Origin of the sequence: Mesorhizobium sp. M0293 (genome assembly GCF_040321735.1) — a bacterium.
Lineage (GTDB): Bacteria > Pseudomonadota > Alphaproteobacteria > Rhizobiales > Rhizobiaceae > Mesorhizobium.
On the sequence record NZ_JAMYSA010000054.1, the window covers coordinates 20983 to 42159 of the forward strand.

The 21177-nt window shown below is 61.6% G+C and carries 25 protein-coding genes and 1 tRNA gene; 17 read left to right on the top strand and 9 right to left on the bottom strand.

All coding sequences use genetic code 11. The annotated features are described in order from the left end of the window. The first annotated feature begins 256 nt into the window (after nucleotides 1–256). From yajC to NKJ06_RS20430, 6 genes are all read left to right on the top strand, one after another. Complete coding sequence (gene yajC, locus NKJ06_RS20405) at nucleotides 257–595, top strand: preprotein translocase subunit YajC (RefSeq protein ID WP_027024896.1); 339 nt, start codon at nucleotides 257–259, stop codon at nucleotides 593–595. Nucleotides 596–646: 51 nt separating this feature from the next. Continuing rightward, nucleotides 647–3196, top strand: a complete 2550-nt coding sequence (gene secDF / locus NKJ06_RS20410) for a protein translocase subunit SecDF (protein ID WP_352628024.1) — start codon at nucleotides 647–649, stop codon at nucleotides 3194–3196. 28 nt (nucleotides 3197–3224) lie between these two features. Next, nucleotides 3225–3617, top strand: coding sequence for an Mth938-like domain-containing protein (locus tag NKJ06_RS20415; RefSeq protein ID WP_352810467.1), 393 nt, complete (start codon nucleotides 3225–3227; stop codon nucleotides 3615–3617). 1 nt (nucleotide 3618) lies between these two features. After that, nucleotides 3619–4461 carry a phytoene/squalene synthase family protein gene (locus tag NKJ06_RS20420; protein ID WP_352628026.1) on the top strand — a complete coding sequence of 281 codons (843 nt, stop codon included), beginning with the start codon at nucleotides 3619–3621 and terminating at the stop codon, nucleotides 4459–4461. A 140-nt stretch (nucleotides 4462–4601) separates the two neighbouring features. Further along, complete coding sequence (locus tag NKJ06_RS20425; RefSeq protein ID WP_352810472.1) at nucleotides 4602–4976, top strand: hypothetical protein; 375 nt, start codon at nucleotides 4602–4604, stop codon at nucleotides 4974–4976. Continuing rightward, nucleotides 4976–5926: a sterol desaturase family protein gene (locus NKJ06_RS20430; RefSeq protein ID WP_352628143.1), complete on the top strand. Its 951-nt coding sequence runs from the start codon at nucleotides 4976–4978 to the stop codon at nucleotides 5924–5926. The genes NKJ06_RS20425 and NKJ06_RS20430 overlap by 1 nt, the downstream gene beginning before the upstream one ends. An 8-nt stretch (nucleotides 5927–5934) precedes the next feature. Here NKJ06_RS20430 and NKJ06_RS20435 read toward each other — a convergent pair whose 3' ends face one another. The 5 genes from NKJ06_RS20435 to NKJ06_RS20455 form a co-directional block, all read right to left on the bottom strand. After that, a complete protein-coding gene (locus tag NKJ06_RS20435) occupies nucleotides 5935–6267 on the bottom strand; it encodes a type II toxin-antitoxin system RelE/ParE family toxin (protein ID WP_352628028.1) in 333 nt (110 codons plus the stop codon). Beyond that, nucleotides 6251–6541 (bottom strand): type II toxin-antitoxin system ParD family antitoxin, encoded by a 291-nt coding sequence (locus tag NKJ06_RS20440; RefSeq protein WP_352628029.1) that lies wholly within the window; start codon nucleotides 6539–6541, stop codon nucleotides 6251–6253. The genes NKJ06_RS20435 and NKJ06_RS20440 overlap by 17 nt, the downstream gene beginning before the upstream one ends. Nucleotides 6542–6614: 73 nt before the next feature. After that, nucleotides 6615–8033, bottom strand: a complete 1419-nt coding sequence (gene trmFO, locus NKJ06_RS20445; protein ID WP_352628030.1) for a methylenetetrahydrofolate--tRNA-(uracil(54)-C(5))-methyltransferase (FADH(2)-oxidizing) TrmFO — start codon at nucleotides 8031–8033, stop codon at nucleotides 6615–6617. Between the two features lie 392 nt (nucleotides 8034–8425). After that, nucleotides 8426–8566 (bottom strand): DUF1127 domain-containing protein, encoded by a 141-nt coding sequence (locus tag NKJ06_RS20450; protein ID WP_013895120.1) that lies wholly within the window; start codon nucleotides 8564–8566, stop codon nucleotides 8426–8428. A gap of 49 nt (nucleotides 8567–8615) precedes the next feature. After that, nucleotides 8616–8756, bottom strand: coding sequence for a DUF1127 domain-containing protein (locus NKJ06_RS20455; RefSeq protein WP_013531315.1), 141 nt, complete (start codon nucleotides 8754–8756; stop codon nucleotides 8616–8618). Nucleotides 8757–8992: 236 nt separating this feature from the next. Between NKJ06_RS20455 and NKJ06_RS20460 the strand changes: the two genes are divergently transcribed. Genes NKJ06_RS20460 through NKJ06_RS20470 form a run of 3 tightly spaced genes read left to right on the top strand, consistent with a single transcriptional unit; the run spans nucleotide 8993 to nucleotide 12180 of the window. Then, nucleotides 8993–10111 (top strand): DUF2157 domain-containing protein, encoded by a 1119-nt coding sequence (locus NKJ06_RS20460; protein WP_352628031.1) that lies wholly within the window; start codon nucleotides 8993–8995, stop codon nucleotides 10109–10111. Further along, on the top strand, nucleotides 10108–10692 hold the full coding sequence (locus tag NKJ06_RS20465) for a GDYXXLXY domain-containing protein (protein ID WP_352628032.1): 585 nt from the start codon (nucleotides 10108–10110) through the stop codon (nucleotides 10690–10692). The genes NKJ06_RS20460 and NKJ06_RS20465 overlap by 4 nt, the downstream gene beginning before the upstream one ends. Nucleotides 10693–10731: 39 nt before the next feature. Then, on the top strand, nucleotides 10732–12180 hold the full coding sequence (locus tag NKJ06_RS20470; protein ID WP_352628033.1) for an aromatic amino acid lyase: 1449 nt from the start codon (nucleotides 10732–10734) through the stop codon (nucleotides 12178–12180). Nucleotides 12181–12216: 36 nt separating this feature from the next. On the opposite strand, the gene NKJ06_RS20475 is transcribed toward NKJ06_RS20470, so the two are convergent. Further along, nucleotides 12217–12301 (bottom strand) — tRNA-Leu (locus NKJ06_RS20475). A gap of 358 nt (nucleotides 12302–12659) precedes the next feature. On the opposite strand from NKJ06_RS20475, the gene tig reads away from it, so the two are divergent. Then, the gene (gene tig, locus NKJ06_RS20480) at nucleotides 12660–14135 is read left to right on the top strand and encodes a trigger factor (RefSeq protein WP_352628034.1); all 1476 of its coding nucleotides are present in this window, start codon (nucleotides 12660–12662) and stop codon (nucleotides 14133–14135) included. Between the two features lie 160 nt (nucleotides 14136–14295). Continuing rightward, nucleotides 14296–14820 carry a hypothetical protein gene (locus NKJ06_RS20485; protein WP_352628035.1) on the top strand — a complete coding sequence of 175 codons (525 nt, stop codon included), beginning with the start codon at nucleotides 14296–14298 and terminating at the stop codon, nucleotides 14818–14820. A 61-nt stretch (nucleotides 14821–14881) separates the two neighbouring features. On the opposite strand, the gene radC is transcribed toward NKJ06_RS20485, so the two are convergent. After that, nucleotides 14882–15640 (bottom strand): RadC family protein, encoded by a 759-nt coding sequence (gene radC / locus NKJ06_RS20490; RefSeq protein WP_352810470.1) that lies wholly within the window; start codon nucleotides 15638–15640, stop codon nucleotides 14882–14884. A 254-nt stretch (nucleotides 15641–15894) separates the two neighbouring features. Between radC and NKJ06_RS20495 the strand changes: the two genes are divergently transcribed. Both NKJ06_RS20495 and NKJ06_RS20500 read left to right on the top strand, forming a co-directional pair. After that, the gene (locus NKJ06_RS20495) at nucleotides 15895–16752 is read left to right on the top strand and encodes a MipA/OmpV family protein (RefSeq protein WP_352628037.1); all 858 of its coding nucleotides are present in this window, start codon (nucleotides 15895–15897) and stop codon (nucleotides 16750–16752) included. A 40-nt stretch (nucleotides 16753–16792) separates the two neighbouring features. Beyond that, the gene (locus NKJ06_RS20500; RefSeq protein WP_352628038.1) at nucleotides 16793–17554 is read left to right on the top strand and encodes a response regulator; all 762 of its coding nucleotides are present in this window, start codon (nucleotides 16793–16795) and stop codon (nucleotides 17552–17554) included. Here the strand turns inward: NKJ06_RS20500 and NKJ06_RS35840 are convergent. Continuing rightward, complete coding sequence (locus tag NKJ06_RS35840; protein WP_502905641.1) at nucleotides 17521–17973, bottom strand: hypothetical protein; 453 nt, start codon at nucleotides 17971–17973, stop codon at nucleotides 17521–17523. The two genes, NKJ06_RS20500 and NKJ06_RS35840, sit on opposite strands and share 34 nt — an antisense overlap. Before the next feature lie 6 nt (nucleotides 17974–17979). Between NKJ06_RS35840 and NKJ06_RS20505 the strand changes: the two genes are divergently transcribed. Further along, nucleotides 17980–18900, top strand: a complete 921-nt coding sequence (locus NKJ06_RS20505) for a sensor histidine kinase (protein WP_502905642.1) — start codon at nucleotides 17980–17982, stop codon at nucleotides 18898–18900. A 10-nt stretch (nucleotides 18901–18910) separates the two neighbouring features. Here NKJ06_RS20505 and map read toward each other — a convergent pair whose 3' ends face one another. Continuing rightward, complete coding sequence (map, locus tag NKJ06_RS20510; RefSeq protein WP_352628040.1) at nucleotides 18911–19738, bottom strand: type I methionyl aminopeptidase; 828 nt, start codon at nucleotides 19736–19738, stop codon at nucleotides 18911–18913. Between the two features lie 278 nt (nucleotides 19739–20016). Between map and NKJ06_RS20515 the strand changes: the two genes are divergently transcribed. The 3 genes from NKJ06_RS20515 to NKJ06_RS20525 all read left to right on the top strand — a co-directional run bounded on the left by NKJ06_RS20515 (nucleotide 20017) and on the right by NKJ06_RS20525 (nucleotide 21035). Beyond that, complete coding sequence (locus NKJ06_RS20515) at nucleotides 20017–20313, top strand: DUF982 domain-containing protein (RefSeq protein ID WP_352628041.1); 297 nt, start codon at nucleotides 20017–20019, stop codon at nucleotides 20311–20313. A gap of 209 nt (nucleotides 20314–20522) precedes the next feature. Next, a complete protein-coding gene (locus tag NKJ06_RS20520; RefSeq protein ID WP_502905643.1) occupies nucleotides 20523–20798 on the top strand; it encodes a DUF6074 family protein in 276 nt (91 codons plus the stop codon). Between the two features lie 30 nt (nucleotides 20799–20828). Then, entirely contained in the window at nucleotides 20829–21035 is a 207-nt protein-coding gene (locus NKJ06_RS20525) for an autotransporter outer membrane beta-barrel domain-containing protein (protein WP_352628042.1), read from the top strand. Nucleotides 21036–21177: the final 142 nt, after the last annotated feature.

Genomic DNA, 21177 nt, shown 5'->3' on the forward strand with positions numbered 1-21177 from the left:
GTGCGGGAGCGTGAGGCTGTCCGATTCCGCCTGATACAAAACCGGTTGCAACCTTTTGTTCGAGCGTGATCTTTTCGCAAAACCGGCTCGCGCTTTTTGCGATCATGCTCTAACACGGCTCAACAGGCCGGAAAAGCAGCCGATTTGGCCGGCCGCGCAGTTGCATTGACAACTTTACCGACTATATTCCGGCCAAATTTCAAGGGGCCGCCAAACCATGGTTTGGCGGCTGTTTTCAAAATTCAGGAGTACCTCGATGTTCGTGACACCGGCATACGCCCAAGGTATCGGCGCTTCTCCCGACATGTTCATCAGCATTTTGCCGTTTGTCCTGATTTTCGTGATCATGTATTTTCTGATCATCCGGCCGCAGCGTACGCAGCTCAAGAAGCGCGGCGAGATGCTGGCCGCGGTCCGTCGCGGCGATACGGTCGTCACTGGCGGCGGATTCGTCGGCAAGGTGACCAAGGTGATCGACGACAATGAGCTCGAGATCGACCTCGGCGGCGGCACCAAGGTGACCGCGCTGCGCTCGACGATCGCCGATGTGCGCGTCAAGGGCGAGCCGGTGGCCAACCAGAACGCCAAGAAATAACCGAATTGTAGGCGGAGCGATCCGCGGACACGCTCTGACGGACGACGCCATATGTTGTATTTTTCGCGCTTCAAGATGATCCTGATCTGGGTGGCCGTTGCCATCACGGTGATCCTCGCCGCGCCCAATCTCATCCCTGCAAGTACCTTGGCCAAGCTTCCCGACTGGGTGCCGAAGCGCCAGATGACGCTCGGCCTCGATCTGCAGGGCGGTTCGCACATCCTGCTGGAGATGAATCAGAACGATCTGATCAAGGACCGGCTGGAGACGACGCGCGACGAAATCCGCACATTGCTGCGTGACGCCAAGATCGGCTATACCGGCCTTGCCGGCACGGGGCGGACCTTGCAGGTCCGCATCACCGATCCCGCCCAGCTCGATGCCGCCAAGACAGCACTGAAGACGCTGACCGATCCGGTCGCTGCCGGCCTGTTCACCGGCGGCTCCATCCAGGAAATGACGCTGGACGATTCCGAGCCCGGCCTGCTCAAGTTCAACGTCACCGACGCCGGCGTCAAATACCGCACATCGACGGCGCTGACGCAGTCGATCGAGGTGGTCGAGCGCCGCGTCAACGAACTGGGCACGACCGAACCTATCGTGCAGCGGCAAGGCGACGACCGTATCCTCGTCCAGGTGCCGGGTCTTCAGGACCCGCAAAGGCTGAAGGAAATCCTTGGCCAGACCGCCAAGCTGACCTTCCAGATGGTCGACCAGTCGATGCCGGTGCAGGACGCGCTCAACGCCCGCCCCCCCGCCGGTTCGTCGGTGCTCTATTCGCAGGACGACCCGCCGGTTCCCTATCTGATCGAAAACCGCGTCATCGTCTCGGGCGAAAACCTCGTCGATGCGCAGGCGACATACAATTCGCAGAACAACGAGCCGGTGGTTTCGTTCCGCTTCGATTCTAAGGGTGCCGCGCGTTTCGGCCAGGCGACCTCACAGAATGTCGGCAAGCTGTTCGCCATCATCCTCGATAACCAGGTGATCTCGGCGCCGCAGATCCGCGAGCCGATCCTTGGCGGCACCGGCCAGATCTCGGGTAACTTCACCGCCCAGAGCGCCAACGACCTTGCCGTGCTGCTGCGCGCCGGCGCCTTGCCCGCGACACTGACGGTGATCGAAGAGCGTACAGTTGGACCGGGTCTCGGCCAGGATTCCATCCATGCCGGCAAGGTCGCCGGCATCATCGGTTCGATCCTGGTCGTCGTTTTCATGTTCGTGGCCTACGGCTTCCTCGGCTTCCTTGCCAACATCGCGCTGGCGGTGCACGTGGCGATGATCGTCGGACTGTTGTCGCTGCTCGGCGCGACGCTGACCTTGCCTGGTATCGCCGGCATCGTGCTGACCATCGGCATGGCGGTCGATTCCAACGTGCTGATCTACGAACGTATCCGCGAGGAACGACGAAACGGCCGCTCGGTGATCCAGGCGATCGATACCGGTTTCACCAAGGCGCTGGCGACCATCGTCGATTCCAACGTCACCTCGCTGATTGCAACCGTGGTGCTGTTCTATCTCGGCACCGGGCCGGTGAAGGGCTTTGCCATCACCTTCGCCATCGGCATCCTGACCACGGTCTTCACCGCCTTCACCTTCACCCGTCTGCTGGTCTCGATCTGGCTGCGCCGGGCCCGCCCGAAGGAGTTGCCGAAGGCGCCGGTAACCTTCATTCCCCCCGGCACGAAGATCCCCTTCATGGGCATCCGCCGCTGGACCTTCGCGCTGTCGAGCATCCTTTCGGTCCTCTCGGTCGTGCTGTTCATGACCGTCGACATCAATTACGGCATCGACTTCAAGGGCGGCTCGCTGATCGAGGTGAAGGCCAAGAGCGGCAACGCCGACATCGCCGATATCCGCGGGCGGCTGACCGAACTCAACATCGGTGAAGTCCAGGTGCAGCAGTTCGGCGATCCGAACGACGTGCTGATCCGTGTCGGCTCGCAGGATGGCGGCGAGAATGCCGAGCAGACCGTCATCGACAAGGTGCGCGGCGAGCTGCAGGACAATTATGATTTCCGCCGCGTCGAAGTGGTGGGGCCGACCGTCTCGGGCGAACTTGCCAAGCAAGGCACGATCGCCATGCTGGTCGCGCTGGTCGGTATCCTGATCTATGTCTGGTTCCGTTTCGAATGGCAGTTCGCGGTCGGCGCTATCGTGGCGACAGTGCACGATGTGGTCATGACACTCGGCTTCTTTGTCATCACCGGCCTCGAATTCAACCAGTCATCGCTGGCGGCTATCCTGACGATTATCGGCTATTCGCTGAACGATACGATCGTGGTCTATGACCGTGTTCGCGAGGATCTGCGAAAATACAAGCGGATGCCGCTGCCGCAACTCTTGAACAACGCCATCAACGAGACGCTGTCGAGAACGACGCTGACCTCGGTGACGACGATCCTGGCGCTGCTGGCGCTGGTGCTGTTCGGCGGCGAGGTCATCCGCTCGTTCACCATGGCGATGCTGTTCGGCGTCGTGTTCGGCACCTACTCGTCGATCTTCATCGCCGCACCGCTGCTGATCCTGTTCAAGCTGCGGCCGCAGGCTTCGGCAGACGAGGAGAAGCCGGCCGGCGGCGGCAAGGCGGTCGCGACCTGACGCGCCGCCCTGAAGGGGTGACAAAACGGTGACCAGCAAAGGCATCGTCATCCGCGAGGCGCATTTTCCTGGCCGCGCGCCGATCGAAGCCTACGGCAATGGCGGGTTCCGCTTTGCCGACATGTCGCATCGCGGCTCGCTGCTCTGTCTGCCATCCGGCATCCATGGCTGGGAACCGGAGGATCCTCTGGCGCTGACGGTGGCGGATTTCGACAAGCTGCTGACTGAGGCCGACAAGGTCGAGATCCTGTTGGTCGGCATGGGCAGGGATCTCAGGCCATTGCCCGCCGCACTGCGGGCCGCGCTGAAGGTGGCCGGCATTGCGTCCGACCCGATGTCGACCGGTGCAGCGGTACGGACCTACAATGTCCTTCTGGCGGAAGAGCGCGCCGTAGCTGCCGCGCTCATAGCCGTCGACTGAGATGTCCGAGAATGCCAAAATCGTCATGGACGCGGTGCGCGCCGCTGACCATGACCGCTATCTCACCGCGCTCTATGCGCCGGCAGACAAGCGCGACGCGCTGTTTTCGCTCTATGCCTTCAATGCCGAAATCGCTGGCATTCGCGATCGCATCCACGAGGCGCTGCCAGGCGAGGTGCGGCTGCAATGGTGGCGCGATGTCATTGCCGCCGGCGGAGAAGCGGGCGTCGGCCATCCCACAGCCGAAGCCTTGAATGCCACCATAGCGACATTCAATCTGCCGAAGCCGGCCTTCGAGAACATGCTCGATGCGCGCATCTTCGACCTTTACGACGACCCGATGCCATCGCGCACCGATCTGGAAGGCTATTGCGGCGAGACGGCCGCCGCACTCATCCAGCTTGCGGCGATGGTGCTCGACCCCGGCGAGGCGCCACGCTTTGCCGAATTGGCGGGCAGGGCCGGCTGCGCGCAGGCGATGACGGGCCTGCTGCTGTTGCTGCCGTTGCACCGCAAACGCGGACAGTGTTTTGTCCCGGCCGATATCCTTGCTGCGGCAGGTTCTTCGCCGCAGGAGTTTCTCACTGGCGACGGCGGTCCTGGCGCCAAACGCGCGGTGGCGGCGATGATGGCGCTGGCGCGGGACCATCTTTCCGCCTTCGAGCAGGGTGCTGCGGCTCTGCCGGTCTCGCTGCGTCCAGCATTTCTGCCGCTGGCCCTGTCGCGCGCCTATCTCACGAAAATGGAGCGCGGCTCGCCGCTCGACGGCGTGGCGCGGCTGTCGGCCTTGCGCCGGCATTGGCTGTTGTTGCGTCGTGCGACCAGGGGCTGGCCGGCATTTTGACGTAAACGTCAATCATGCTAGAGTCCCCGAGCCGAAACTGTTGCCGCAGACGACAGGCCGGCCGGAGGAGATACCCGTTCATGAGCTTGCCTTTGTTGGTCGCGATCGTCGCCCTAGGCATTGCGCTGTCGGTTGCCGCGGTGCATTTGACCGGCGGCAGCAAGACGGCGACGCTAGCCGGCGCCGATCAAGCAATGAGCCGCTTCGCCGAGGATTTTCCTGACGAGAAGGTGACGCTGGTGCGCCTGACGGCGGATGCCAGGACCGCATTTCTGGATATCGGGCTAGGGCGCATCGGGATCGTTCATAGCGTCGGCGACTGCTTTTTGACCCGCATCGTCACGCCCGAAGATGTCGCGGTTTTGAACTTCGGAGATGTGAATACGGTCTCGTTCCGGCTCGCCGATTTCACCTGGAAGGGCGGCTGCTTCCGCTTTGCCAGCGCAGCGGATGCGCAAGGCTTGCTGAAAGCGCTTCAGCCGCAACATCCAAGTTCCGCCAGAGAGGCTGCATGATGGACAGCTATGATTTTCCGCAAGTCACGCAGCTTGCCATCCCGTTCTTCGTTGCCGCGATCCTGATCGAGCTCTGGCTGGTGCGAACCGGCCGCGCCAAGGGATCGTTCGAGACGCGCGACACCTTGACCAGCCTGATGATGGGCACCGGCAATGTCGTTGCCGGGCTGCTGCTTGGCGTCGTGTCCTACTGGGCGCTGCTGTGGCTCTGGCAATTCCGCGTCTTCAATCTCGGCCTGTCGGTCTGGGTGTTCCTCGCCGCCTTCCTGCTCGATGATCTGCGCTACTATTTCTATCACCGCATCGCGCACCGGGTGCGCTGGGTGTGGGCCGAGCACGTCAACCACCATTCCAGCCAGCACTACAATCTGTCGACGGCGCTCAGGCAAAGCTGGACCGGGCTGTTCACCTTCATGTTCGTGCTGCAGGCGCCGCTGGTGCTGCTTGGCTTTCATCCGGCGGTCATTGCCTTCACCTTCGGCTTCAATCTGGTCTGGCAGTTCTGGATCCACACCGAGACCATCGGCAAGATGTGGGGCTGGTTCGAGTTCGTCTTCAACACGCCGTCACACCACCGCGTCCACCACGCCACCAATCCGCGCTATCTCGACGCCAACTACGCCGGCACGCTGATCATCTGGGACCGCATGTTCGGCACCTTCGTCGGGGAACTGGAAGAAGACCGGCCGCGCTATGGCATCGTCAGGAATCTCGGCACCTTCAATCCGCTGAAAGTGGCGTTCCATGAATGGATCGGTATGTTCAGGGACGCCTTCGCGCCCGGCCTGACCTTGAACGAGCGCCTGAATTATCTGATCAAGCCTCCCGGCTGGAGCCATGACGGCTCGCGCGAAACGTCGGAGACGCTGAAGGCTGCCTATGTCAGGCGAAATCCAAGCGAGGCCGGCAAACCGGGGCTGCCGATGGCAGGTGCGGAGCCGGCTGAATAACTATCGCCTCAGGATGGTTCGCTCGATCCGCCATCACGCATCAGAGTCTCATAGTCGCGACCGCCATAGAAGATGTTGACGATGCGGACGAAGTTATCGTCGACGATGTAAGCGATGACTGCAGAGTGCTCGAACGGAACTGTTCGCAATCCTGGCAGGATGTCGTCGCGGGAACGACCGCCGCGAGGCGCGTTGCCGATGCTCTGGCACCGGTCTTCGATGCGCAGAACGAACTTCAGCGCGACGTCAGGACTTCCGCTGGCCTCGACTATATGTCTGAAAATGTTGGCCAAATCATTTCTGGCATCTTCACGATACTCGACCTCAAGCCGCCGAATCATCAGCACGGCTCGAATACTGGGCGAAGAGTCCCCGGAGGTGAGTGCGAACCTCTTCTCCCGAATGGCCCGGCCTTGTATCCTCGATCGACGCCTTCACCCGGGCTCTGATCGACGCCATGCGCTCGGCATGCTCTTCCTCTTCGCGCTGGAAGGCGCGAAGGGCTGCACGGATGACCTCGCTGGCCGATCCGAAGGAGCCATCTTCGACCTTGTCGCGGATCATGCGCGCCATTGCGGGCGTGACGGTGACGGATAGTTTCTCGGCGGATTCCATGGCTGTCTCTCTTAGGCAAGAAGTGGGATAGTATCCTACTTGACGCCTAAGGTCCAATCAGAGAGAAAGCTGGCTACTCCGCCGCTTCGGCCGTTTCCGTTTGCGCCGCCAACCCCAACCATTGCCGGCAATCGGCGTGTGCACGCGATGTGATGGCGTGGCGCTTGGCGACGGTCTTGTCCTTGCCGCGCATGCGTTTGCCCTCGGCTTTAGGGGCTTCGACGGGCGGGAACAGGCCGAAATTGACATTCATCGGCTGGAAGGAACGCTTTCCCGGCTCGTCGTCTGAAACGATGTGGCCGCCGGTGATGTGATTGAGCAAGGCGCCGAAAGCCGTGGTGAGCGGCGGCAGGGACGGTGCCTGGCCGAGCCGCTCAGTGGCCGCGAAGCGCCCGGCGAGCAGGCCGATGGCAGCACTTTCGACATAGCCTTCGCAGCCGGTGATCTGGCCGGCAAAACGCAAGCCCGAACGCGACTTCAGTTGCAGCGAGGCGTCCAGCAAGGTCGGCGAGTTGATGTAGGTGTTGCGGTGCAGGCCGCCGAGGCGGGCGAAATCGGCGTTTTCGAGACCCGGTATGGTGCGGAAGACGCGCACCTGTTCGGCATGCTTCAGCTTGGTTTGAAAACCGACCATGTTGTAGAGCGTACCCAACGCATTGTCCTGTCGTAGCTGGACGACGGCATAGGCCTTTACCGTCGGATTGTGGGCATTGGTGAGCCCCATCGGCTTCATCGGCCCGTAGCGCAGCGTCTCGACGCCGCGCTCGGCCATGATCTCGATCGGCAGGCAGCCGTCGAAATAGGGTGTGCCTTCCCATTGCTTGAATTCGGTCTTCTGGCCGTCGATCAGCGCCTGAACGAAGGCAAGGTACTGGTCCTTGTCCATCGGACAGTTGATGTAGTCCTTGCCGGTGCCGCCGGGCCCGACCTTGTCGTAGCGCGACTGGAACCAGCAGATATCCATGTCGATCGTGTCGAAATGGACGATTGGCGCGATCGCGTCGAAGAAGGCGAGCGCATCGGCGCCGGTTGCTTCGGCGATCGACTGGGCAAGTGAGGGCGCGGTCAATGGACCCGTGGCAATGATCGCCTGATCCCAATCCGCCGGCGGCAAGCCCGGTATTTCCTCGCGCTGGATGGTGATCAGCGGGTGTGCTTCGAGTTTTTTCGTCACCGCGTCGGCGAATCCGTCGCGGTCGACGGCAAGCGCACCGCCGGCCGGAACCTGGTTGGCGTCGCCGGCGCTCATGATCAATGAGCCGGCCAGCCGCATTTCGGCGTGCAACAGGCCGACAGCGTTGTTTTCGGCGTCGTCGGAGCGGAAGGAGTTGGAACAAACCAGCTCGGCCAGGCTATCGGTCTTGTGGGCATCGGTGCCGCGAACGGGCCGCATTTCATGCAGGATGACGGGAACGCCAGCTTGCGCTGCCTGCCAGGCAGCTTCGGAGCCGGCGAGGCCGCCGCCGATGATATGGATGGGATTTTTGCTCATGAGCGCCGGAATAATCGCTTGATGCGGCGATTGCAATTGCCGTGCGTGGTGCGGGGCAAACAGCGGCTCGAAGAATCAACCCCTGAATACAACAACACCCGCCGGGGGAGGAGGTCCGGCGGGTGTCGTTTTGGGGGTCGACCCTCGGGAGGAGGTGAAGGCCGACCGTATTCGTCATTGCCGGGGAGGAGGTCGGCTTTGACGAAATCTCTTCGCTGTTTTTGAAAGGGGCGAAACCCTTTGGGGCAAAATTTGTTTTTGCCCGGGGAAACAGCGCCCGCCGCGGGAGGAGGTGCGGCGGGCGCCGTTTTTGTGGTCAACCCTCGGGAGGAGGTGAAGGTTGACCGGATCCGTCAGGGTCGGGGAGGAGGTCGACCCTGGCGAAATTCTGGTTAGATCGCCCGGCGGGCGACGATCTTGATTTCGTCGCGGACGATACCGAGATCATGCAGCTGGCGGTTCGAAAGGCGACCCAGCTCGGTAACCGTCTCGCGATAAACGCGCCAGTTACGATAGTTGCGGATCAGGTTCATTGTCGTTCTCTTTTTCAAAACTGGTTCGGACCATTTGCGGTCCGAAGAATTAGACCGCCTTGCGAGCGACGTAAGGAATGTCGCTGCGGCTGATGCCGAGGTCGGTCAGTTCACGGTTGCTCAGGCGGCTCAGCTCGGACACGGTGTCCCTGTAGCGGCGCCAGTTGCGGTAGTTGCGGATCAGGTTCATGGTAGTTCTCGTTTCGTCTTTCTTGCGGATCATTCCGTTTGTGTACGAACTATAAATAGGCGGACCCATATCGATTTAAAAGCGCTATGGCTGCATGGCAGCAATGCAAATTGTGCAATGCAGCATTAACGCGCGTTCACGGACCTGACACAAAAAGACCCGAATCGGAAAATGCCGTTGCGTCAACGGTTTGACCGGGTCGGCTGAAAAAAAGACCAAACCGGGGGAGAAGCGACATGGCGGGTTATTCGTCGCGGGTCAGGGCGGATATCGCACGCTGGCAGCAGGCCGGGCTGATCGACGCCACGACGGCCGACGTGCTGGCGCGCGATGTCGAGGCCAACGAGCGCCAGTCGCTCAGCTTCGGCTCGATCCTGGCGATGATGGCTGCCTTGCTGTTCGGCGCCGCCATCCTGATTTTCGTCGCCGCCAACTGGGACGCGATCCCGCGGCTGGCGCGCGTTCTGGCACTCTTCGCGGTCATCCTTGGCGGCTATGTCGGCGGCGCGCTGTTGAAGACGCGCGACCATACGGCGATCGGCGAGGCGCTGTGGATCGTGGCGGCAGCCGCTTTCGGCGGCTCGATCGCGCTGATCGGCCAGATGTATCATCTGTCCGGCGACGAGGCGTCGGCTTTGGTCACCTGGGGCTCCGGCACGGCATTGGCGGCAGTCGCGCTGCGTTCGAACCCGCTGACCGTCGCTTCTGTCGGCATTGCCGATGCCTGGCTGTTCCTGAAAGGCTTCGACTACTACAGCCGCAGCGAATTTCCGCATGCCTTCGTCGTCATGGCGATCGTGCTGTTTGCCGTTTCGTTCTGGACCCGCAGCCAGCCGGCACGGCACCTGATCATCCTGTCGGTGCTGTTCTATCTGGTGCTGCTGGTCACCAACCACGATACGCTGCAGGTGGCGATCCCGCTGGTCATCGTCTCGATGCTCCTGTTCGCGGCCTCTGTCGTCGCACCGGACCCGGTCGACAGAATCGTGCAGCTTGGCGGCCGCTTGCCCTTGCATGCGCTTTTCGGCTTCCTTACCGGCTTGGCGATGATCCAGTTCGAACTGGCTGACGAGAGCACCTATAACAGTGGTTTCGCCATCGCTTCGGTGGTCGCGCTTGCCGGCATAGTCGCGGCAGTCGTCCTGGCAGGACGCGAGAGCCGTGGGTTGCGCTGGCTTGCCTATGCCGGCTTCGCCTTCGAACTCGCCATCATCTATGTGGTGACCTTGCAATCGATGCTCGATACGGCCGGCTTTTTCCTGGCCGCCGCGGTGCTGCTCGGCATCCTTGCGCTGGTCATCATCCGCGTCGAAAAACGTATGAGGGGTCCAGTCACCGGGGGAGCCACGGCATGATGACCGGGAAAAGACTTGTTATCTCGGCGCTGGTGCTGGCGCTCGTCCAGATCGGTTTCCTGAGCTGGATCATCGCCGGCCGGGCGGCGATATTGCGCAACGGCAAGGACGTGCTGCTGAAGGTCGAACCCATCGATCCGCGCGATCTCCTGCGCGGCGACTACATCATCCTCGGCTATGAGATTTCGCGGATACCGGTGAAAATGATCGCTGATATTCCGCCCGATAAATTTTCCAGCGACGACACCCCGATTGTCGTCCGCCTGAAGAAGGGTGCCGATGGCTATTGGCAGCCGACGATGGCCTGGTTAGGCAAGGCGCCAACGCCGGCCACTGCCGACGAAGCCGATATATCAGGCCACGTCGCCGAGGGCTGGGATCTTCGCGGCGAAGCGGCGACCATCGCGCCGGACTACGGCATCGAGCGCTTCTACCTGCCGGAAGGCGAGGGGATGGCGATCCAGAACGACATGCGGGTGCGGCCATTCGGGATCCGGCTCGCGCTCGCTGGTGACGGCACCGCGCAGATCAAGGCGCTGGTGGACGGCGACAAGACGCTGTTCGAGGAACCACTCTATTAGTGTTCGTTGTTAGTGTCCCTTCCTGCCGTGGTGTGAAGCATGCCAGTTAGCCTGTCGACGCGCGAGGACATCAACCTCGACACTGTTTTCCGCGTTGCCTGGAAGCAGGACACGGTGGAGATCGGTGAAACGGCCTTGCGGCGCATCGCCGAATGCCGCGCTTCATTCCTCAAGCTGATTGAATCCGACCCGCCACCGGTCATTTATGGCGTCACCACCGCCATGGGGGAACTGGCGAGCCGCAAGCTCGAACTCGACGAGCGGGACCGTCATGCGCGCATCAAGGCGTTTGCCGCCGCGACTTCGTTCGGCGATCCCTTGCCGGATCGCGTGGTCCGGGCGATCGCGCTTGCCCGCCTGACGAACTTCATTGAGGGCAATGCCGCCACCACGCCGCGCATCGCGCTTGCCGTGGCCGCAATGCTCGATGGTGGGCCGATGCCAACGGTGCCAGCCTCTGGCCAGGGCGGCGCCGGCGAGATCCTGGCACTCTATCCGCTGTTTGCCGAGCTTTCGACGCGTTTCGATCTGGAGGTCAAGGAACGGGGCTCGCTGATCAACGGCTCGCCCTGCGCTGCCGCTCTGGTGGCGGACGCAGCGCTCGCTGCGCGCCGCCGCCTCCGCATGGCGCAAAAGGTGTTCGCGCTGTCGATCGAAGCGTTTCGCGCGCCGCTCGAGCACTACGACGCGGCTCTCGACATGCTCTGGGGTGACGAGCATGAAGCAGCGGCACTGCGCGGGTTGCGGGAATTTCTGGTCGGCGCCGGCGATGGGCGACGCAACTACCAGGCGCCGGTCAGCTACCGTATCGTGCCGCGCGTGCTCGGCCAGGCGCATCGCGCATTGTCGACAGCCGAGCGGGCGGCCACCGTATCGTTGGCCTCGATATCGGACAATCCGGTCTATATCCCGCCCGACGATGCGCATCCGCTCGGCCGCTGCATCAGCACCGGCGGCTATCACAACGCCATGGCGACGCCGGCACTGGACGATCTGGCAGCGATATGGGCCGATATCTGCCTGCTCTGCGACCGTCACGCCTCAAAACTCCTGAACGGCAAGGTGTCGCTGCTGCCAGACCTCTTGATGGCCGGACGGCACTCAGCCGACAGCGACGGCCACGGCAATGTCGGCTATGTGCCGATGGCGATCACCGGCTATCTTGAGCAAGCCAAGCTGGTGGCGCAGCGCACCTTCATTCCCGGAACGGAATCCGCTGGCGCCGGGCAGGACGATGTTGCCACCACGGCGTTCTTCGCATGGACCAAGGAAGCGACCGCCGGCCGTTGCGTCGATGCCGCCATGGCGATGCTGGCGATGATGGCCTCGCAGGCGCTCTACGTCACGGAACGCGCGCCGCCGCCGGCGCTTCAGGCTTTCGTCGCGGATATAAGAAAGATCGTGCCGCCGGTCGATGCCGACCGTGTATTGGGGCCGGAACTTGCCAGGTTGGCAGAGTGGCTTACTAGGCAAGTGTTCGAAGCGTAGGCACTGATGTCAGGAAGAAACTCGGGGCCAAGAATTTGGTGCGGATGAAGGGACTCGAACCCCCACGCCTTTCGGCACTGGAACCTAAATCCAGGGCGTCTACCAGTTCCGCCACATCCGCATGGACCGGCAATCCCATGTAGCCATCATTCTGTCAATGTCAGACAAGATGATGTTGGGTTAGGGCCAGAATGTTGGTTATTCGCCGGAATGCGAAGACTGTTGAAAATTAGCCTCGCCTGTGACAAAAGGCGTGTCAAATGTGACGGGACGCGACGATCCGCTTCTACAGAATGTGATAAGAAGTAGGAAAAACAAGAACTTATTCACATTTTGGAACGCAGTTTGGGAGAGTTTGAGCCGTATTTTCGGTCAAATCGCCAGGTTCCGTACCAAAAGCCATTCCCGGCAAGAATATACCGGCAGGCTGTAAACGGCAGAGGCCGTGCAGTCTCATTGGTGAAAACAAAGGTTTTACGATGCAGGTCACCGAAACGCTCAACTCCGGTCTCAAGCGCGAGATCAAGATCACCGTGCCGGCCGGTGACATGGAAGCCAAGCTGATGGCGCGGCTTTCGGATGCCAGGAACAAGGTCCGCATCAACGGCTTCCGTCCCGGCAAGGTGCCGGTGCAGCACTTGCGCAAGGTCTACGGCAAGTCGTTCATGGCCGAAGTGGTCAATGAGATCCTCAACGATTCGACCCGTTCGATCATCACCGGGCGTGGCGAAAAGGCTGCCATGCAGCCCGAAGTCATCATGACCGAGGACGAGAAGGAAGCCGAGAAGATCCTGGCTGGCGGCGCCGATTTCGAGTTCCGCCTCAACTACGAGATCATTCCGGCGATCGAGATCAAGGACTTTTCCGACATCAAGGTGACACGCCAGGTATTCGACGTGCCTGATACCGAGATCGACGAGCAGGTCCAGCGCGTTGCCGAATCGGCGCGCAGCTACGAGCCGAAGACTGGCAAGGCCGCCATTGGCGACCGCGTCTCCATCGATTATGTCGGCAAGATCGACGGCGAGGCCTTCAATGGCGGCGCCGGCACCGATCAGCCGCTGGTGCTGGGCTCGAAGGAGTTTATCCCCGGCTTCGAGGATCAGCTTGTCGGCGCCAAGGCCGGTGACGAAAAGCAGGTCACCGTGACCTTTCCGGAAAACTACCAGGCGGCGCATCTGGCCGGCAAGGAAGCGACCTTCGACGTCACGGTCAAGGAAGTGTCCCAGCCCGGCGCGCTGGAAATCAACGACGAGACGGCCAAGAACCTCGGCCTGGAGTCGCTGGAGCGCCTGCGCGACGTCGTGCGCGGCCAGATCGAGAACCAGTTCGGCGCCATGACGCGCCAGAAGGTCAAGCGCCAGTTGCTCGACCAGCTCGACGCGTCCTACTCGTTCGAGGCGCCGTCGAAGCTCGTCGACGCCGAGTTCAACAACATCTGGGCGCAGGTCAATCGCGACCTGGAAGCAGCCGGACGCACCTTCGCCGACGAAGAGACGACGGAAGAAGAGGCGCGTGCCGAGTATCTGCGTCTTGCCGAGCGCCGCGTGCGCCTCGGCCTGGTGCTGGCTGAAATCGGCGAGAGGGCCGGCGTCACCGTGTCGGACGAGGAGTTGCAGCGCGGCCTGTTCGAGCAGGTGCGCCGCTATCCGGGCAACCAGCAGCAGGAAGTCTTCGAATTCTACCGCAACAACCCGGAAGCGCTGAACACGTTGCGGGCGCCGATGTTCGAAGAGAAGGTGGTCGATCATCTGCTCGGCCAGATTTCGGTTACCGACGTCAAGGTCAGCAAGGAAGAGCTGCTGGCCGACGACGAGGAGGACGAAACCGCCGTCAAGGCGAAGCCGGCGAAGAAAGCCGCCGCCAAGAAGGCCGACGACAAGAAGGCCGACGACGCCGAAGAGCCCAAGAAGAAGGCCGCGCCGAAGAAGAAGGCCGCCAAGGACGCTGAATAACACCAGCATTTCACTGGAACAGGAAAGGCCGCCCTCGAGGCGGCCTTTTCGTTGCTAAACTGCAACAGCCGATGCGCTTTGCGCACGACGGCCTGTGGCGACCAAGCTTTGATCATTATTTGCGCTTCTATTGCAGCCGCTTGGGTTGTTGGAGGACGTGTTGAGGCTGTTCGTCGAAATGGGATACGCTGCGGCAGTTGCGTTGATCCTGGTCTCGGTCTGCGGCATTGCCCGTGCCGAAGCCGTGCTTGACAATTGGCGGTTCGAAACGGGCGAGGACGGCCTCGTCACGGCCTCGCTGTATGCCACCAACAAGCTGATCACCGGGGGCGGGGCCCTGAGCTACAGCCCGATCTTGACGATTGCCTGCCGGGCAAACGGCGAGCCGCATTGGACCGAATGGCTGCAACTGAATGACGGTGTCTCGGCCAGCCGCAAGATCACCATGTCGGTCACGCTCGACCAAGGCAGCAAGTTCGATGAGAGCTGGTCGGTCGGGCCGCGCGGCAGGATGCTGGTGCTCGATGGCGCCGATGGCATCAGGCGCCTTGTTGCCGCCGACCGGCTCCAGCTTTCGTGGCGATTCGGGCTGCTGTCGGGACGCGGCGAGGCCGATTTCAACCTCGCCGGGTTCGGTGAAGCGGTCAACCAAGTGGCCGGCAGTTGCAACACCGATCCGCCGTGACCGGATCGCGGGTCCAAGGCGGCACGGCTTGCTCAGGCGCTCACCTTTTGGAACTCACCACTCAGATCAGCAGCAGGCCCTTCATGCTGGCATATCCCTTCCGCCCGATGATGATGTGGTCGTGCACGCCAATGCCCAGCCGCTTGCCCGCGTCGATGATCTCCTTCGTCATCTCGATGTCGGCGCGCGACGGTGTTGGGTCGCCTGACGGGTGGTTGTGGACCAGGATAATGGCGGTCGCCGAGAGTTCGAGCGCGCGCTTGACCACTTCGCGCGGATAGACGGGCGTATGGTCGACGGTGCCTGTCTGCTGCACCTCATCGGCGATCAGCGCGTTCTTCTTGTCGAGGAACAGGATGCGGAACTGTTCGCGCGCCTCTAAGGCCATGGCTGACCTGCAATAGGCAAGAAGTTGTGTCCAGGACGAGAGGATTTCGCGGCCCTGCACCTCGCCGCGCGCCATGCGTTGCGCGGTTGCCGCGACGATCTTGAGATCAAGCGCCACCGCCGGGCCGATGCCCTTGACCTCCCGCAAGAGGCCAACCGGCGCCCCGAGCACTTCTGCCAGCGTGCCGAAGCGCGCCAGCAACGCCTTGGCCGCCGGCTTGGTGTCGGCGCGAGGGATCAGGCGAAAGAGCAGAAGTTCCAGAAGTTCGTAGTCGGGCAGGGCGTCCGGACCTGCCGAGGCAAAGCGCTCGCGCAGGCGGTCGCGATGGCCGAGATAATGTGGCTTTTCGCCGGCCGCCTTGGCTTTCGCCGCTGGCCGCATCGGCGCTTCGGAGAAGAAACTCCGCTCGTCGTCGTCGCTCGTGTTCCCCATATGCCGCCCACATTGCTCCGGCGCTGACATTAGAACCGTTCCGGCCTGGATTGAAACAGTTCTGTTCTCCGATCACGAGACGATTCGCGACAGGTGGTGGCGGCTCCCGCTAACAGCCTCCGGCTTTCTTATACGGCGGCAAGATGAAACCACGATTGCGCAACAAAACTTAACATCACTTCACGCATGCAGCCACTTTCACCTGAAATAGTCAGAGCATCAGGGGCTCGCCGCCTCGCTGTTCTGGAGCACGCATGTTCGCCAAGATCGATTCTGGAATATTCGCCGGCCGGGCCTCTCTTGCGGCGATGGCAATTCTGTTTTCAACGCATTCGGGGGTCGCGCTGGCGGCCGACGCCATTGCGGTCAATTCCGACGATTTTAGCCCGCCGCCCGAGCCTTCCCGTTTTGGGCGCGTCGAACAGAAACTGGCTGACTGGCATGTCGTGCTTGGCGGCGGCGCCATCATCGCCCCCAAATACGAGGGCAGCGACGAGTTCAAGATCATGCCGGTGCCTTTCGTCACGGCAACATTTCGCGACACGGTGACGATCGATCCGACAGGCGCCAACATCGCCGTCTATGACCAAGGACCGTTCGCATTGAGTGCGCGGCTTGGCTATGAGATGGGCCGCCAGGAAGACGACTCCGATCACCTGCGCGGTTTGGGCGATGTCGACATGGGCGCGACAGTCGGCGCGAAGGCCGCGGCGAAGTTCGGCCCGGCTGAAATCTTCGCGCAACTGGACAAGACCATCGGCGGCAGCGATGGCCTGTTGGGCAAGGTGGGGATCGAGGTGACCCAACCTCTGTCCCAATCGTTGCTGATCGGCGCCAGCGCGTCGGCCGTCTTCGCCGACGAAAATTATATGCAAGCCTATTTCGGCGTCACGCCCGAACAGTCGGCTCGCTCGGGACTGGCGCGCTATGACGCCGGCGCGGGTTTGAAGCGCGCCGATTTTTCGATTTCCGCCACATATATGCTCAACCAGAACTGGATGGTGCGCGGCGAAGCGGGGGTCGGCGTTCTCTTGGGTGACGCCGCCGACAGCCCTGTTGTCGTCGACAAGATCCAGCCTTCAGGGATGCTTCTCGTCGGATATCGGTTCTGACGCCTTCCCAGGCGCCAATGCAGGCTAGATAAACTCCGACATGGCACAGCGACGGCACCAAAGCGATTTGAGCGCCGAAGCCAAATCGGCGGGGCAAGGTTGGCGTATCCTCATTGTCGAGGACGATCTCGAGATCGCGCGCATACTGGGTGAAACACTCACCGACAACGGCATGATCGTGGAAATCGCCGAGAGCGGAGTCCAGATGAATGCCGCGCTTCGCAACCAGAAGTTCGACCTCATCGTGCTGGATGTCATGCTGCCGGGTGAAAACGGCCTCAGCATCTGCCGCCGTCTTCGCGCGAAAACGAACGTTCCGATCCTGATGCTGACCGCGCTCGGCGAGGAAATCGACCGTATTTTCGGACTGGAGATCGGTGCGGATGACTATGTGACGAAACCATTCAGCGCGCGCGAATTGACGGCCCGGATACGGGCGTTGCTGCGCCGCACGGCCTATGCTCCCGACGAGCGGGACCGATCGAAGGTGCTTCGCTTCAACGGCTGGCGTCTCGACCCTATACGCCGACAATTGCATGATCCGAGCAACGCGCGGGTTGCGACGACGACGCATGAATTCGATCTGCTGCTCGCGTTCTGCCGCAATGCGGGCCGGGTTCTCTCTCGCGAGGAACTTCTCGGCGCAACCCATGCCGGCCTTGCCGGACCGATCGAACGAAGCGTCGATGTTCATATCAGCCGGATCCGCCAGAAGATCGAAAAGGACGCGCGCGATCCGGTGCTTCTCAGGACTGTCCGGTTGGGCGGCTACATCTTCACGGCGACGGTGGAGGAAGCATGAGGGGCTTCATTCGCCGTTTTCTGCCACAATCCGTGCGTGGGCAGTTCACGGCAATCATTTTCATCGCGGTGATTGTGATCATGTCCGTCGGGTCGGTCGTCGAAAATTTTATAGAGAACGTTGACCTTCCGGTGGCGGAAGATAGCGCCAGACGGACTGCCATTGTGGCTGCCTTGTTGCGCGAAACGCCAGTGGGGGCGGCGCGTGGCGCAATTTTGGCAACGGCTATGCGGGCCGGTTTTGATTTCGAGATACTGTCTAAGGAACAGATCCGCGGCATTCCGCACTCCTATCTGCAATGGCGAAGTATCGAATGGCTTTTCCGAATCGACAGGGGGGCGATTGACGGACGCTGGATAAGGATCGGCGGTCGATACGCGTTTGTCGTCGATCTGGACGAGCGAGACGTCCTGGCTCATTTCGGCATGCCCGATTCTTTTCTGACATCAGGCTTCGTCCGCGTCACTTTCTACAGGTTCATGGCTTTCGTCGTCTTGCCCGTCCTGATCTGGCTGTTTGCTGTATGGGCCGTGACGGACCCGTTGAAGCGCATCTCAGCAGCCGTCGGTTCGGCCGAGATCGAGAATGGCAACGAGCTTTTCGTCGAACGCGGCTCCGTAGAAATGGTCGGCCTGACGCGCGCGCTGAACAGGATGAGAACGCGTATCCGGACGATGATCGAAAACCGCACGCGCATGTTGCGCAGCGTTAGTCATGATCTGCGTACGCCGTTGACGCGGCTGCGGCTTCGCGCCGAGCGCATGGATGATGGCCCCATCCGAACCGCGATACTGTCCGATGTCCAGCACATCGAAGTCCTGATCGACGAGACCCTGACCTATCTGCGCAGTGATGTTTCGACGGAGAAGCTGCAGCGCGCCGACATTGCCAGCGTTCTGCAAACCGTCTGTGCCGAATTCTCCGATGTCGGGTTTCCAGTCTCATATTCCGGACCGGATAGGCTTCCGGGCTGGTGCAAGCCCAATGCGCTGGCGCGAGCGATCGCGAATCTGTGCGACAACGGGGTCAAATTCGCCAGCAATGTCACGGTCGCGTTGACGGCGACCGACATGGCGGCACACATCACGGTAGGCGACGATGGACCGGGCATTCCGATGACGGCGCGCTCCCGTGTTTTCGAACCATTCTTCAAGGAAGATGCGTCGCGCGGCATTGCATCGAAGCATGGCTTCGGCCTGGGCCTCTCGATCGTTGCCGACATCATCCAGGGTCACGGCGGCAGAATCGAATTGCAGGACAACCAACCCAACGGACTGGTCGTCACCATCGACCTGCCGAATGGTCCCGGTGCCCAACCGTCATTAGACAGCCTCGTGCCGCGTTAGACGACGGGCTTTAAGCTGGCAGGCCCGGGCGGTCGAGCTTTTTGGGTGACAGCGTGAAAATCTCGCAACCGGTGTCGGTGACGCCGATCGTGTGCTCGTACTGCGCCGACAGCGAGCGGTCCCGCGTCACCGCCGTCCAGCCGTCCGACAGGACCTTCACGTGCGGCCGGCCGAGATTGATCATCGGCTCGACGGTGAAGATCATGCCGGGCCGCATCTCGACGCCCTCATTGGCGCTGCCATAGTGCAGGATGTTCGGCGCATCATGGAAAAGCTGGCCGACGCCGTGGCCGCAGAAGTCGCGGACCACCGAGCAGCGCTCGCCCTCGGCATAGGTCTGGATGGCGGCGCCGATGGCGCCGGTGCGGGCGCCAGGCCTGATCGCAGCAATGCCGCGCATCAGGCATTCATGGGTGACTTCGAGCAGGCGCTCGGCGGCGCGCTTGATCGTGCCGACCGGATACATGCGCGAGGAATCACCGTGCCAGCCGTCGAGGATATAGGTGACGTCGATGTTGACGATGTCGCCATCCTTGAGCGGCTTGTTGTCGGGGATGCCATGGCAGACGACATGGTTGATCGAGGTGCAGGACGATTTCGTGTAGCCGCGGTAGTTGAGAGTCGCCGGCAGCGCGCCGTGGTCCATGCCGAATTCGAACACGAAGCGGTCGATGGTTTCGGTGGTGACGCCGGGCTCGACCATCGGCACCAGTTCGTCGAGGCAGCGCGCGGTGAGGTCGCATGCCTTGCGCATACCGGCAAAGCCCTCCTCGCCATAGAGTCGAATCTGTCCGGTGTTTCTGAGCGGTGCCGTGGCGGCGTCGAGATAGGTGACCATTTTGTCCGTGTAGCCGGTAGGGCCCTGCAAGAGAGCCGACGTGAAAATCTCCCCAGATTTGGCACTTGAGGGCAAAAGGTTCAAGGAAGAACTGCCCAATGCAGTCGCGCTCCGGGATATTCGTCCTGGATAGGGCGATGTCTTGCCGGTTTTTGCCCGGTTTGCTTTCCTTTCTAGCGACCCAAGTGACGACACATTTCTGAGCCAAAAGCCGACCAAAGCAACTTTTTTGACGACGAACGGCGTTGCCTCGGTGACGCCAGTTCGGGAGATAGGAAATGGACAGACTGCAATTCGAGGTGCCGGTGCGCATCGCACCCGCGCCCGGCCTGCCAGTCGAGGAGATTTACGGGGTCGAACAGGCGCTCGATTTTCTTCAGGACTGGCCTGCGCGCCGTCAGGGCCCGATCTATCAGAAAGCGTTCAACGCCTGCTTTGGCGCCACGGTGGACGTGGTCAGGACCGAGGATGCCTGCCGGGCGTTCATGGCGTTTTGTCGCGCGAGCGGACTGATGGCCAGGGATATGATGACGCCGCGCAAGCGCGGCGGTGAGGCGAGGGCGCTGCAGGCCTGAGGGCTCCCCGTCCACCGGTTCGCTTGCCCCGATTGCAACGTCAGCGATTGCGTTTGAACACTCACGGCGTTGTCGTGAGCGTATCGCTGCGCCCGTTCGTCCCCGAAGACTGCACTGGCACGCGTCAACTTCAGCGCCGTTAAGCTTCCGTTTCCACTTTGCCGGCTACGCCATTGCTTGGGCAATGGTTGATTCGTTGCGTTAGTCTCATGGTTCGGAAGATGTCCCCAGAAAAAGTTCGTGCATTCCCGATCGACCGTCAGGTATTCTTGGTCAGAGAGGTTGCCGCCAAGCTCGGCAATCTGCATGGCGAGACCGCCACCTCGTTCTGGAGGGCCAAGGCGTCGGAGTTACTCGATCTCATTGTCGGATCCGGCAGGGACAGAACAGCAGCCGGAGATGAAGTGCGCAGGTTCTTCCTGGCCGTGCAGAGAGAGATGTTGGCCGAAACGGTCGCGGAGCCGATGCCAGTCCTTTCCGCCTGAAGAAAAATTTCGCGGCTATGGGCCGGCTGCATGGGTTCGAGCCGGACCGCTCGGTCGAACCAATCTTCCGAGCGGTACCGGCTACGCCTTGCGGCGGCGGAAGACGCGGTCGCCGTCAATGCCGGCATCAAGCTGAACTGGGACAGCAACACATCGGTATTCTCTACCTTCGACGGCAAATTCGCCGATCGGGTGCAGACCTATGGCGGGAATGTCGGGTTCAGGGTGAGCTGGTAGGCGAGTGGCACGGAATGGTCGGCTCGGCATCCGGATCTGGTACCGGTTTGCCGCGCAGATAGTGTGCTGAAGGTTCTGCAAAAAGTTTTGGAGAGAGAACGGCGCTTGCTCTGAGGGGCGAGCGGCCATGGCACGGTGGTGA

Coding starts and splice junctions, on each gene's coding strand:
- NKJ06_RS20525 (WP_352628042.1), top strand. CDS start 20,829: ATGGGTTCGAGCCGGACCGCTCGGTCGAACCAATCTTCCGAGCGGTAC.
- NKJ06_RS20450 (WP_013895120.1), bottom strand. CDS start 8,566: ATGAACCTGATCCGCAACTATCGTAACTGGCGCGTTTATCGCGAGACG.
- NKJ06_RS20470 (WP_352628033.1), top strand. CDS start 10,732: ATGCCAGTTAGCCTGTCGACGCGCGAGGACATCAACCTCGACACTGTT.
- NKJ06_RS20505 (WP_502905642.1), top strand. CDS start 17,980: ATGCCCGATTCTTTTCTGACATCAGGCTTCGTCCGCGTCACTTTCTAC.
- NKJ06_RS20520 (WP_502905643.1), top strand. CDS start 20,523: ATGGTTCGGAAGATGTCCCCAGAAAAAGTTCGTGCATTCCCGATCGAC.
- trmFO (WP_352628030.1), bottom strand. CDS start 8,033: ATGAGCAAAAATCCCATCCATATCATCGGCGGCGGCCTCGCCGGCTCC.
- NKJ06_RS20515 (WP_352628041.1), top strand. CDS start 20,017: ATGGACAGACTGCAATTCGAGGTGCCGGTGCGCATCGCACCCGCGCCC.
- NKJ06_RS20495 (WP_352628037.1), top strand. CDS start 15,895: ATGTTCGCCAAGATCGATTCTGGAATATTCGCCGGCCGGGCCTCTCTT.
- map (WP_352628040.1), bottom strand. CDS start 19,738: ATGGTCACCTATCTCGACGCCGCCACGGCACCGCTCAGAAACACCGGA.
- NKJ06_RS35840 (WP_502905641.1), bottom strand. CDS start 17,973: ATGAGCCAGGACGTCTCGCTCGTCCAGATCGACGACAAACGCGTATCG.
- NKJ06_RS20455 (WP_013531315.1), bottom strand. CDS start 8,756: ATGAACCTGATCCGCAACTACCGCAACTGGCGCCGCTACAGGGACACC.
- NKJ06_RS20430 (WP_352628143.1), top strand. CDS start 4,976: ATGGACAGCTATGATTTTCCGCAAGTCACGCAGCTTGCCATCCCGTTC.
- radC (WP_352810470.1), bottom strand. CDS start 15,640: ATGGGGAACACGAGCGACGACGACGAGCGGAGTTTCTTCTCCGAAGCG.
- NKJ06_RS20465 (WP_352628032.1), top strand. CDS start 10,108: ATGATGACCGGGAAAAGACTTGTTATCTCGGCGCTGGTGCTGGCGCTC.
- NKJ06_RS20440 (WP_352628029.1), bottom strand. CDS start 6,541: ATGGAATCCGCCGAGAAACTATCCGTCACCGTCACGCCCGCAATGGCG.
- yajC (WP_027024896.1), top strand. CDS start 257: ATGTTCGTGACACCGGCATACGCCCAAGGTATCGGCGCTTCTCCCGAC.
- tig (WP_352628034.1), top strand. CDS start 12,660: ATGCAGGTCACCGAAACGCTCAACTCCGGTCTCAAGCGCGAGATCAAG.
- NKJ06_RS20435 (WP_352628028.1), bottom strand. CDS start 6,267: ATGATTCGGCGGCTTGAGGTCGAGTATCGTGAAGATGCCAGAAATGAT.
- NKJ06_RS20460 (WP_352628031.1), top strand. CDS start 8,993: ATGGCGGGTTATTCGTCGCGGGTCAGGGCGGATATCGCACGCTGGCAG.
- NKJ06_RS20420 (WP_352628026.1), top strand. CDS start 3,619: ATGTCCGAGAATGCCAAAATCGTCATGGACGCGGTGCGCGCCGCTGAC.
- NKJ06_RS20500 (WP_352628038.1), top strand. CDS start 16,793: ATGGCACAGCGACGGCACCAAAGCGATTTGAGCGCCGAAGCCAAATCG.
- secDF (WP_352628024.1), top strand. CDS start 647: ATGTTGTATTTTTCGCGCTTCAAGATGATCCTGATCTGGGTGGCCGTT.